Source organism: Desulfovibrio sp., from assembly GCF_018379785.1.
GTDB lineage: Bacteria > Desulfobacterota > Desulfovibrionia > Desulfovibrionales > Desulfovibrionaceae > Desulfovibrio.
Genome location: NZ_JAGZUV010000025.1, coordinates 24,594 through 36,306, shown reverse-complemented (window position 1 = coordinate 36,306; position 11,713 = coordinate 24,594). Strand labels below are relative to the sequence as shown.

Genomic DNA, 11,713 nt, shown 5'->3' with positions numbered 1-11,713 from the left:
CGGCGCGCCGGCCTTCGGTTGATGAATGTTGGTCCTGCGGGCGCGAGCCCGTTAAATTTCGCTGGTCAGAATCTCGTAGGCTTCCTTGTAGCGTTCCGCCGTGGCCCGGATGACCTCTTCGGGCAGGTGCGGCGGGGGCGGCTGCATATTCCAGGGCTGTTTCTTGAGCCAGTCGCGCAGATACTGCTTGTCGAAGCTGGGCTGGCCCTGTCCGGCCTTGTACTGGTCAGCGGGCCAGAAACGCGAGGAGTCGGGGGTGAGCACTTCGTCGATGAGGTGCAGGCTGCCGTCAATGAAGCCGAATTCAAATTTGGTGTCCGCCACGATGATGCCGCGCCCGGAGGCATAGGCCCGCCCGGCCTCGTAAATGGCCAGGGAGGTCTTTTCCGCCAGGCGGGCCGTGTCCTCGCCCAGCAGGCGGGCCGCCTCGGCCACGCTGATGTTTTCGTCGTGCTGGCCCAGTTCCGCCTTGGTGGAAGGGGTGAACAGGGCGGGCTCAAGTTTGTCCGACTCGCGCAGGCCCTCGGGCAGCCTGTAGCCGCAGAGCTGGCCGGTGGCCTGGTAGTCCTTCCAGCCGGAACCCGTGATGTAGCCGCGCACAATGCATTCCACCGGCAGGGGCTTGGCCTTGCGCACCAGCACGGCACGGCCTTCCAGCTCGTCCTTCCAGGGATCCAGGGCGGCCGGGAAGCGGTTCACGTCGCTTTCCAGCAGATGGTTGGGGATGATGTCCTTGAATTTATCCATCCAGAACAGGGTGATCTTGTTCAGGATCACGCCTTTGTAAGGAATGGGCTCGCTCATGATCACGTCAAAGGCCGACATGCGGTCCGTGGTGACGATGAGCAGGGTTTTTTCGTCCACATCGTAGATGTCGCGCACTTTGCCGCGCGAAAGCAGGGGATAGGCGGTGATGTCCGTTTTGACGACGACTTTCATTATGAGCTCCTGTTGTGCCGCTATTTATGCCGGCGGGCTTCCACCGAGCGGGCATGGGCCTCCAGACCTTCCAGACGGGCCAGAGCGGCGATGGCCGGGGCGTTTTGCAGCAGAAAGGCCGACGAGGCGGCCACGATGCTGGTTTTCTTGCAGAAGGTCTGCACGGAAAGGGCCGAGGAAAAACGCGCCGTACCCAGAGTGGGCAGCACATGGTTGGGACCGGCGTAATAGTCGCCCACGGCTTCGGGGCTGTGCTGCCCCATGAAGACCGCGCCCGCATGGCGGATGTGCGGCAGCACGGCCCAGGGGTCGCGGGTGCAAATTTCCAGATGTTCCGGGGCCACGCGGTTGGCCACGGCCACGGCCACGCTGAGGTTGGGCACCACCACGATGGCGCCCCAGTCCATGAGCGAACGCCCGGCGGTCTGAGCCCTGGGCAGGCTTGCGCACTGGCTGTCCAGTTCCTGTTGCAGGCTTTCGGCCAGACGGGAATCGTCCGTGACGCAGATGGCCGAGGCCAGGGGGTCATGCTCGGCCTGGGAGAGCATGTCCGCCGCGATCCAGCTCACATTGGCCGACGAATCGGCCAGAACCAGCACTTCGCTGGGCCCGGCGATCATGTCGATGCCCACTGTGCCCTGAACCAGACGCTTGGCCGTGGTCACATAAATATTGCCCGGACCGGCGATGACGTCCACCGGCGGCAGGCTCTGCGTGCCGTAGGCCAGGGCCGCGATGCTCCAGGCCCCGCCCACGCGGTAAACTTCGTCGATATCCAGCAGATGGGCGGCGGCCAGGATGTGCGGGTTGACGCTGCCGTCCTTGCGGGGCGGCGTGCAGACAGCCAGACGCGGCACGCCCGCCACCTGGGCCGGAATGGCGTTCATCAGCAGGCTGGAAACCAGGGGCGTGTTGCCGCCCTGGCCGCCGGGCACATACAGGCCCACGGCGTCCACGGGCAGAACCCGCTGGCCCAGGATGCTGCCGTCCGGGCGGGTCAGAAACCAGGATTTCTCCAGCTGGGCTTCGTGAAAGGCACGGATGTTGGCGGCGGCCCCGCTGATCTGTTCCCGGCTTTCCACGGAAACCGACGCCGCGGCGCGGGCGATTTCCTGTTCGCTCACGCGCAGGGGCGGCGCGAAATCCGGGCAGTCAAAGCGGCGGGTAAAGTCGACAAGGGCTTCGTCGCCCTTGTCCCGCACGGCGGCCAGAATGTCCCGCACGGCATTTTCAACCCCATCGCCGGGGTTGCTGCGGCCCCGCAGCCACTGGGCGGCTTTGGGCCATTCCTGCTCGTTCTGCAGGGTCAGAATACGGCATGTCATAGGCAAGTCCTCTCAGCAATCTGGCCAATATACAGAAGGGCCGCGAGAATGTCGAGGCGCATGCTGGGTATTGCCCGCCGGAGACGCGCCCGGCGCTCCCGCAATGCCGTGCGCGCGGCCGCATCTTGACAGTACGGCGCGGCGACCTTACTCAATACAGATATACACCGTCCTACTGAAGCATCCATCGGGATGACGTTTTCAGGGCGGCACGTTTCAGGAGGAAGCATGCGGCGTCATACGATGCAGTCATATATGCGGTCGGCCCAGGCCGGCGAGGAATTTCAGGACGAGGCCGGTGAAGGTCGTCCGGAGCAGCAGGGCATGAGCCCGGATAACAACGGATGGGACAACGCGTTGCGCGACGAAGCCCTTGTGCCGGAAGACGCGGGAGCCGCTGTGGACCAGGCCGAGGCAGACGCCGAGGCGCGCCTCAAGGCCGAGGTTGAGGAGCTGCGCCTGCGTGCCGCTGCGGAAATGGAAAATTTCAAAAAGCGTCTTACCCGGGAACATCAGGAACAGATGCGCTACGCGGCCGAAAACGTGCTCAGCGATCTGTTGCCCACTCTGGACAATCTGGACCTGGCCCTGCAATACGGCAGCAAGCATGAAGCCTGCAAGGACATGCTTCAGGGCGTGGCCATGACCCGCAAGTTGCTGCGGGAGGCGGTGACCAAGCACGGTCTGACGCCGCTGGGCGAAGAGGGCGAGGAATTCAGCCCGGAAGTGCATGAAGCCGTGGGCTTTGAAGCCCGGCCGGACCTTGCTCCCGGCGTTGTGGCCCGCGTGCTCCAGCGAGGCTACAAGCTGGGCGACCGACTGCTGCGCCCGGCCAAGGTGATGATCAATCAGTAAGAACCAGTAAGAACGGCCCGCCCCGGCACGCCGACAAGCGCTGATCTGGTCAGCACGGGCGGAAATCCGGGGCGCAATGCGGTTGTTATCCAGAAAATGCCCGGCGCGGCCGGGCTTTTCTGTGTTATGCACGGCCTGGAAAAAGTGCGGAAAGGCAGCGAGCTAGAGCAGTTCACGCATGAAATGCGCCAACTGTTCTACAAGGATTTGTCTGCGAATCCTTGTCACGAAATGCGAGCAGGAGGGCTTTGCTCGCCGTAAGCGAACATTTTGTTAAATGCTCTAAAGATCAGCGTGCGGATGCGCCCGTGTGCTGCATTTTGCGTTCATTCCCCGCAATTGCGGCATAGTTTTTTTTCAAAAAAGAGATGTCCCGCGTGGGCAATCAATCCGCCGACCTTCATGCTGGCAGTCCCTGCCAGTTCAAACCCCAGCTTCCTGTATAAGGAAACAGCGGGAATGTTTTGTGAGCCTGTATCCAGTCTGACTGCCTCGCATGAACGCTGTTTGGCTGTTTCCAGCGCATAATTCACAAGTGACGAGCCAATGCCTTTTCCTGCCATGCCGGGGCGTACAAGAACCAGATGGATGACCATCACTTTTTCGTCTGCCGCCCGACTGGGCCAGTCTATTTTTCCATATTCATCCGGCTGCCGCGTATCGGCAATGATGCTGCCCGCCAGAATATTGCTCTCTTCGCATACAAATAAGGCCCCGGCCAGCAACGCTCTCTTCGCGTCTTCTATTGTTGGATAAACCCCCTCCTGAAAGACGGTAAATGCGCCGTGTTCTCTTTCATGTAAAAAATGCTCCTGATATCCTTCTTCTATATGGTCCAGATCCGCGGCGACTGCCTGTCTCAGCATTTTGTTCTCCTCTTGAAAAACAAGCTGGAGAAGCCGATGACCGCCCTGTTCATCAGCTTTACCGGCGTCGGTATATCCACATTGAAGCAGACAGCAACGGCTCAAACCACAAGTATTTTTTCTTACGCGGGAGCATTGGCGCACTTGCTTGCGTCATCCTGATCGGAATAGCGCTCCGCAATGTCCCGGAACCGGTTCTGGATAGCCGCGAAGGCGTCCACCACATCCGGAGCGAACTGCGTGCCGCGCCCGGCCAGGATGATTTTAGCGGCCATCTCATGATTCATGGGGGGCTTGTAGACGCGCTGACTGCGCAGGGCGTCGTAGACGTCGGCCACGCTCATCAGCCGGGCCGAAAGGGGAATCTCATCGCCTTTGAGCCCGCGCGGGTAGCCCTTGCCGTCCCAGCGTTCATGATGGCAATAGGCGATATCGCTGGCAACCCGCAAAAAGGAATTGCCGCCCAGCACCTGTTCGGCCGAAGCCAGCACCGCGCGTCCGCGTACGGTATGCTCCTTCATGGCCTCGTACTCTTCGTCCGTGAGTGGTCCCGGCTTTTGCAGCACGGCGTCGGCAATGGCCACCTTGCCCACGTCGTGCAGAGGCGCGGACAGATAGAGCCAGGAAATGGCGTCCGCATCAAGACGGTCCGCGTATTGGGGCAGAGTAGCCATATATTCGGCCAGGGCCCGGACGTAATTCTGGGTGCGTTTGATGTGCGCGCCGGTTTCCGGGTCGCGCCATTCGGCCAGGCTGGCCATGGCGTGAATAGTGGCTTCCTGGGTCAGGGCCAGCTGCCGGGTGCGTTCGTCCACCAGTTCCTTGAGATGGTCGCGATAGCGTTTGAATTCCAGCTGGTTGGCCACGCGGCTGCGCACCAGCGAAGCCTGAAAGGGCTTTTTGATATAATCCTGCGCGCCCAGGGAAAGGCCCTCGGCCTCGTCGATCTCCTCGTTCTGGGCCGTGATGAACATGACCGGGATGTCGCGGGTGCGCGCCGACTCCTTGAGTCGGCGGCAGACTTCATAGCCGTTCATGCCGGGCATGATTACGTCCAGCAGGATAAGATCCGGCGTGGGCTTGCCATCGGCCAGACGCAGGGCGTCCCGGCCGTTTTTGGCAAACATGATGGTATAGTCCCCGCGCAGGCTTTCACTCAGAATGCGCAGGTTTTCCGGCGCGTCGTCCACGATCAGCACGCGACTGGGCGCGGGAGCGGCGTCGGAAACAACGGCGCTCATGACCTTTTCCCGCGCATCAGCGGCGGCAGTTTTTCGGCCAGATAGTCCGCCATACGGCGTACCAGACGGCTTTCCGCGCCTACCAGCAGGTCGTAGGTTTTGCCCCGCACCATTTCCTGGGAGGCGTAAATGCCTCGGCCGAGGATGGCGTTGTCCCTGTTCCGGAGCGTCCAGCGCGTCTCCAGCACGGCCTTGTCGTCAAAATTGCCGTCCAGGCGCTGCACGTCCAGCAACAGGGTGAAATCACCGCTGCTTTCGTCACCGGAGGGCAGCACATTGATGCCTTCGGCCAGCAGCGGCGGGGTCAGCACCTCCTGGGTGACGCGGCGCACGCCGTTGCTGACGGGTTCGGCCCAGGCGTGGAACTGGGCCACGATCACCTGGGTCTGGCCGTCCACGCGGCTGACAATGCCGCTGCGGTCCAGGTACTCCGGCACGCAGACCTGGGCCACGCGCAGACTTTTGGCGGGCAGGCCGTCGGCCTGCACCGGCCCCAGCGAGCTCTCCAGCAGATAATAGTTGGTGGGCGTGCTGCGGCCGCAGGCGGTCAGCAGGGTCAGCAACGCGGCCAGAAGAAAGATACGGCGTGACATCAGCGTGTTCCTTTTCTGCCCTTGAGCAGGGCTTCCGGGTTGCGTTCAAGAAGGTCCGCGAGGTCGCGCAGCGCGCGGGCCGCTGCGGTGCTTTCCTTGAGCAGGCGGCGCAGATCGTTCATGGCGGGCGAGTCGCGTCCCAGCATATCCTGGGCCGAGCCCGAAACCCTGCGCAACTGGTCGGCGGCCTGGGCCATGTTGGTCATGGCCTCGCGGAAGGCCACCAGCGCGCCGGGCAGTTCCTGGCGCACGGCACGGGCCGCGCCGTCGATTTGCTGCAAAGCGCTGTCCGCCGCATTGCGCAGGGGGCTGTCCTTGAGTATGCGCTGCGCCTCGGCAAAGGTGCCGGCAAAGGAGGCGATGCCTTCCTTGAGCTTGCCGTCGGCCAGGGCCTGGGCCAGATCTTCCAGAATGGAATCCAGCGAATGAACCATCTGTTCCAGAGGCAGTTTGGCCAGGGTGCGCTGGAGCGTATCAATGGGCGAGGGAATGGTGGGAATTTCAAGATCCGGCGTGGAGGAGCGGAAATTGGCCGGGGTGTCCGGGTGGAAATCCAGCTCGATGCGGTACTGGCCGGTGATCAGACTTTGCAGTTGCAGGCGGGCGCGCAGGCCGCGCTGGACCATGCGGCGGATGATCTCCTGCTGGAAGGCCTCGGAAATGCCTCTGCCCCCGGCGCGCACAATGCTTTTTTCGTCAATGCGGATGTGCACCGGGATGGTCACGTTGGAGTCGCGCGAGTTGGCTACCAGGCTGATCTGGGTGACGCTGCCCATGGGCACGCCGCGGAAGACCACGGGCGCGCCGATGGAAAGGCCGCTCACCGAGCCGTCAAAATAGAGCACGTACTCGACGTCGTTGCTGAACAGGCGCCCCCCGGCCAGCAGAACCAGGCCCAGGGCAAAGAGACCGATGCCGCCCAGCACAAAGGCGCCCACCATGGTTTTGTATGCTTGTGAAGTCATTCTGACGTATCCTTGTCGGGCGTGGCTGCCCCGGCGTCGTCACGGGCGGAGTCCTCTCCGCGGCGTCCGCCGCCTCTGGTCAGGAAGAGCAGGGCCCGCTTCTCGGTATGGGGATCGCGCACCAACTCGTTGGGATTGCCTCTGGCCGTGACCGAACGGGTCTGCGCGTCTAGAAAAATGCTGTTGCTGGCAATGGCGAAAATGCTGGCCAGTTCGTGGGAGACGATAACAAAAGTGGTGCCCAGCGTGTCCCGCAATTCCAGAATCAGATCGTCCAGCAGATGGGAGCTGACCGGGTCCAGACCGGCCGAGGGCTCGTCCAGAAAGAGGATCTGGGGATCCAGGGCCAGGGCGCGGGCCAGACCTGCGCGCTTGCGCATGCCGCCGCTGATTTCCGAGGGATAATAATCCTCAAATCCGGCCAGCCCGGCCAGGGCCAGCTTGAGCGAGGCCTGTTCGCGGATTTCCTCATCGTCCAGATCCGTATACTGCTGCAGGGGCAGGCCCACGTTTTCGGCCAGGGTCATGGAACTCCATAGCGCCCCGCCCTGGAAGAGCACGCCCGCGTGGCGCATGATTTTCCGGCGCACATTCTCGCCGCCGCCCCAGAAATCAGTGCCTCCGTAAAGCACCTGCCCGGCCTGGGGGGGCTTGAGCCCCATGAGCACCCGCAGCAGCGTGCTTTTGCCGCATCCCGAGCCGCCCATGATGAAAAAAACGTCTCCGGCGCGCACGTCGAATTCCACATTGCGCATGAGCACAAAGGAGCCGTAGCCCACCTGCAGGCCGCGCACGCTGATCCGGATCTCGCGTTCGTCCGGCCCGGCTCCGCCCGCCGTTCTGGTTTTGTCTTTGTCCATGCTCATGCCCATGCTCATGTCAGACGCCCAGGACGTTGCAGATGACGGTGATGGCGGCCGTGGCCACGATGATGCCCACAATGGAATGAACCACCGCCGTGGTGGTGGCCTGGCCCACGGCCTGGGCGCTGCGGCCGCAGCGCATGCCCTGGTAACAGCCGGCCACGGCGATGACCACCCCGAAAACCGTACCGTAAACCAGGCCGATGATCACATGCTTGAAGGGCACCATCTGGGTGGTGGCGTTGAAGTATTCCATGGGGTTGAGATCCAGCATCATGACACCCACCAGATAGCCGCCCAGCACGCCCATGAGGTCGGCGTAGAGCGTCAGCAGGGGCACCATGGCCGTGAGCGCCAGCACGCGCGGCAGCACCAGAAAGTCCACGGGCGAGATGCCCAGAGTCGCCAGGGCGTCCACCTCTTCGTTGACCTGCATGGTGCCGATAAGGGCGGCGTAGGCCGCGCCCACCCGGCCCGACATGACCACGCCCACCATCACCGCGCCCATGACCCGCAGCATGCCGATGCCCACCAGGCCCGCCACATAGATCTGCGCGCCGAACTGGGTCAGCTGCACCGCGCCCACAAAGGCCAGAATCAGGCCGAAGAGCATGCTGGTGACGGAGATGATGGGCAGGGCCTGCACCCCGCATTCATACATGGCGGCCACGAAATCCTGGCTGCGCATCTTGGCTCGGCCCAGAAAAAGCCGCCAGATGGAGAGCGTCACCTCGCCGCAGAAGCTGAGAAAGTCCCCGATCTTGGGCGGCAGGCTCAGGGCCGCGTCCCCCAGGCCGGACAAAAACGTCGCGTCGCTTTTTTTGCGGGCCGCGCCTTCCTGCGCGGGAACGGCGAAGGCCATGTGCAGCAGGCGTTCCAGGCCTTCGGGCAGGGCCAGATCCACATCCAGCTTGCGGGCGCGCGCGGCCTTGACCATCTGCACCAGAAAGACCAGCAGGCTGGTGTCCCACTGGCCCAGATCATCTGCTTCCAGGCGCAATTCATGCACGCGCCGGTCCGCAATGCCGGCCAGGGCCGCGTCGGCTTCCTCAGGCCAGGGCTCTTCCATATTCCAGCGGCCGCCCACGCTTACGAGCCAGAGCGGCCCCCGGGCCGAAGCTGTCACTTGCGGACTTGTTTCCATCCCTATATTATACCCGCAGCATGTCTTCTCCGCAAGCGGCGACGCCGACCGGGCCGCGCAACCCTCAACCCCTACTGCCATGTCACTGAAAGAACGTCTGGGCCTAGCCTCTGATCCCATATTTCTGATGGACGGTTCCGCCTTCATTTACCGCGGCTTTTTCGCCAATAAAAATATGCAGCGTTCCGACGGGTTCCCCACCAACGCCCTGGTGGTGGTGACCCGCGTGCTGTTGCGCATTCTGCGCGAGGAGCGGCCCCGTCATTTCGTCTTCGTCAAGGACGGCAAGGGCAAAAATTTTCGTCACGACATCTTTCCGCTGTACAAGGCCAACCGCGACGCCATGCCCGAGGATCTGGCCCGACAGATCGAGCCCATCCTGCGCATGGTGCACGCCCTGGGCCTCAAGCTGGAAGTCTCCGAGGGCTGCGAGGCCGATGACTGCATCGCCTCCCTGGCGGCCCGCTTTTCTTCCGGGCACCCGGTGGTCATCGTCAGCGGCGACAAGGATCTGAAACAATGCCTGGGTCCCAACGTCTATATGTGGGATCCGGCGGCGCGCGAGGAAAAGCTCCTCAACGAAGCCGAATTCCGGGCCGAGAGCGGGGTCAGCCCGGCCCAGTGGCCCGACGTGCAGGCCCTGGTGGGCGACGCCAGCGACAATATTCCCGGCGTGCCGGGCATCGGCCCCAAGACCGCGCGCCAGATCTTCGAGATCTGCCCCAGTCTGGAGGACATCCGGGACCATTTCGTCCTGCTGCCGCCCAAAATTCAGGACAAGATGCGCGGCCATCTGGAGGATATGTTCATCTGGCGTGAGCTGACCACCTTGTCGCTCAGAGCCTGCGAAAGCCTGACCCTGGGCGACCTGGAGGTACGGCCGCTGAATGTGCCGGAATGCCGGGCTCTGGCCGAGGAATTCGAACTTTTTGCCCTGCGCCGGGAAATGGCCTCGCTGCTGCGTCGCCAGAGCGAGGAGGAAACGGCCGCGCCCCCGCGTCCGGCCGCGCGGACAGAGGATGCCGTGTCCGGAGCCGAGGGGGCCGCCGCGCGGAAGGCCGGTGCGCAAAGCGTTGCGTCCGCTGCGGCGTCATCCGGCGGCGCCTCGCGGCCCCAGACCCGCACGGGCGCGCAGATGAGCCTGCTGGATGCCGTTGAAGAGCCTCTGGCCCCGGAACTCTCGGATGTTTCCGCCCTGCCGGACTGCGCGGGCCGCCATGTGGCCCTGATCTGGCCGCAGGGCCCCAATCAGCCGCCGCATCTGGCCGTGGGCGACCCGCTGCCCGAGACGACGGAGCCGGCGGAATACTGCTGGACCGGGCGCATGGACATGCTCTGCGCTTGGCTGCAATCGGCCCGGCGTCTGGTGGTGGCCGACCTCAAGGCCCTGCTGACCGCCGCGCCCTGTTGGCGCAATCTGCCTCTGGGCGAAACGCCGCCGCGCTGTTTCGACCTGGGCTTGGCCGCCTATCTGCTCAATCCCGAGGAAAGCGATTACGGCTGGCCCCGCTTGGCCGCGCGCTGGGGGGCGGCTCTGAAACCCGAGGGCGGGGGTCCGGCCCGGCTGGCTCTGGCTATGGCCGAAGCCCTGGAGGATCGTTTGGTCCGCGACGGGCTGCGCGAGCTTTACAACACGCTGGAACTGCCCCTCACCCCGGTGCTCGCCGAAATGGAAGGGCGCGGGGTGGCTATCGACGCCGCCGCGTTCCAGGCTTTTCTCTCCGATGTGCAGCACGAACTGGACCGCCTTACCGCCGAGGTCTACGCGGCGGCGGGCACGACCTTCAACATCCGTTCGGCCCAGCAACTGGGCGATGTGCTCTTCAAGACCCTGAATCTGCCCTCGCCGCGCAAAACCAAGGGCGGGCAGGCCTCCACCAGCCAGCAGACCCTGGAAAAACTGGCCGGACGCCATGCTGTGGTGGACAGCATTCTGCAATTCCGCAAGCTGGAGAAGATGCGTTCCACCTATCTGGACCCGCTGCCGCGTCTGATGGACGGGCAGGGACGCATCCACACCACCTTCAATCAGAAGGCCACGGCCACAGGGCGGTTGTCCTCCAGTAATCCCAACTTGCAGAATATTCCCGTGCGCGGCCCGCTGGGCAAGCGCATGCGGGCCTGCTTCATCGCCGGGCCGGGCCGCACCCTGGTTTCCGCCGACTATTCCCAGGTGGAACTGCGCGTGCTGGCCCACATGTCCCAGGACGCGGCCCTGCTGGACGCCTTCCGCCAGGGCGAGGACATTCACGCCCGCACCGCGGCCCTGATCTACGACCTGCAGGCCGATGAGGTCAGCCCGGACCAGCGCCGCAATGCCAAGACCATCAACTTCGGCCTGATCTACGGCATGGGCGCGCAGAAGCTGGGCCAGGAACTCAAGATCAGCACCGCCGAGGCCAAGGAGTTCATTGCCCGCTATTTTGAGCGGCTCACGGGCCTCAAGGCCTTTTACGAAAGCGTGGAAGCCACGGCCAAGCGCCAGGGCTACGTGACCACCCTGGGCGGCCGCCGCCGTCTGCTGCCCGACATCCTTTCGGCCAACGGCCAGGCTTTTGCCCTGGCCCGGCGGCAGGCCATCAATACGGTCATCCAGGGATCGGCCGCGGACATCATCAAACTGGCCATGCTGGCCGTGGCCCACGATGCGGAACTGCGGCGCATGGATGCCCGCCTTCTCTTGCAGGTGCACGACGAACTGCTGCTGGAAGCGCCCGAAGCCACGGCCGAAGCGGCCGGTGCGCGGGTGGCCGCCCTGATGAGTTCAGTGGCTCCGGGCGGCGAAACGCTTTCCGTGCCCCTGGTGGTGGACTGGGGGGTGGGGCATGATTGGGGCACCGCCCACTAGGCAACCCGCGCAAAGCGGTTCTTTTGCCTTCGAGCTTCGTCAAACGGCGTTTTTTACTTCGGTCGAGTACGTTA

General features: G+C 63.6%; 10 protein-coding genes. 2 read left to right on the top strand and 8 right to left on the bottom strand.

Translation table 11 applies throughout. The features are described from left to right. Nucleotides 1–51: 51 nt before the first annotated feature. On the bottom strand, nucleotides 52–939 hold the full coding sequence (locus tag KH208_RS07275) for a phosphoribosylaminoimidazolesuccinocarboxamide synthase (RefSeq protein WP_291435130.1): 888 nt from the start codon (nucleotides 937–939) through the stop codon (nucleotides 52–54). 20 nt (nucleotides 940–959) lie between these two features. After that, nucleotides 960–2,264 (bottom strand): histidinol dehydrogenase, encoded by a 1,305-nt coding sequence (gene hisD / locus KH208_RS07270; RefSeq protein WP_291435128.1) that lies wholly within the window; start codon nucleotides 2,262–2,264, stop codon nucleotides 960–962. Nucleotides 2,265–2,492: 228 nt separating this feature from the next. Here hisD and grpE point away from each other — a divergent pair, with 228 nt between their 5' ends. Further along, entirely contained in the window at nucleotides 2,493–3,119 is a 627-nt protein-coding gene (gene grpE, locus KH208_RS07265; protein ID WP_291435126.1) for a nucleotide exchange factor GrpE, read from the top strand. A 326-nt stretch (nucleotides 3,120–3,445) separates the two neighbouring features. Here grpE and KH208_RS07260 read toward each other — a convergent pair whose 3' ends face one another. The 6 genes from KH208_RS07260 to KH208_RS07235 form a co-directional block, all read right to left on the bottom strand. Then, nucleotides 3,446–3,985 carry a GNAT family N-acetyltransferase gene (locus tag KH208_RS07260; RefSeq protein WP_291435124.1) on the bottom strand — a complete coding sequence of 180 codons (540 nt, stop codon included), beginning with the start codon at nucleotides 3,983–3,985 and terminating at the stop codon, nucleotides 3,446–3,448. 122 nt (nucleotides 3,986–4,107) lie between these two features. Next, the gene (locus KH208_RS07255; protein ID WP_291435122.1) at nucleotides 4,108–5,226 is read right to left on the bottom strand and encodes an HD domain-containing phosphohydrolase; all 1,119 of its coding nucleotides are present in this window, start codon (nucleotides 5,224–5,226) and stop codon (nucleotides 4,108–4,110) included. Next, nucleotides 5,223–5,819 carry a membrane integrity-associated transporter subunit PqiC gene (locus KH208_RS07250; protein WP_291435121.1) on the bottom strand — a complete coding sequence of 199 codons (597 nt, stop codon included), beginning with the start codon at nucleotides 5,817–5,819 and terminating at the stop codon, nucleotides 5,223–5,225. Before KH208_RS07250 ends, KH208_RS07255 begins: the two co-directional genes overlap by 4 nt. Continuing rightward, nucleotides 5,819–6,784: an MlaD family protein gene (locus KH208_RS07245; RefSeq protein WP_291435119.1), complete on the bottom strand. Its 966-nt coding sequence runs from the start codon at nucleotides 6,782–6,784 to the stop codon at nucleotides 5,819–5,821. Before KH208_RS07245 ends, KH208_RS07250 begins: the two co-directional genes overlap by 1 nt. Next, the gene (locus KH208_RS07240) at nucleotides 6,781–7,650 is read right to left on the bottom strand and encodes an ABC transporter ATP-binding protein (RefSeq protein WP_291435117.1); all 870 of its coding nucleotides are present in this window, start codon (nucleotides 7,648–7,650) and stop codon (nucleotides 6,781–6,783) included. The genes KH208_RS07245 and KH208_RS07240 overlap by 4 nt, the downstream gene beginning before the upstream one ends. Before the next feature lie 13 nt (nucleotides 7,651–7,663). After that, the gene (locus KH208_RS07235) at nucleotides 7,664–8,773 is read right to left on the bottom strand and encodes an ABC transporter permease (protein WP_291435114.1); all 1,110 of its coding nucleotides are present in this window, start codon (nucleotides 8,771–8,773) and stop codon (nucleotides 7,664–7,666) included. 97 nt (nucleotides 8,774–8,870) lie between these two features. On the opposite strand from KH208_RS07235, the gene polA reads away from it, so the two are divergent. Next, nucleotides 8,871–11,639, top strand: a complete 2,769-nt coding sequence (gene polA, locus KH208_RS07230; protein ID WP_291435112.1) for a DNA polymerase I — start codon at nucleotides 8,871–8,873, stop codon at nucleotides 11,637–11,639. The last annotated feature ends 74 nt before the right edge of the window (nucleotides 11,640–11,713 follow it).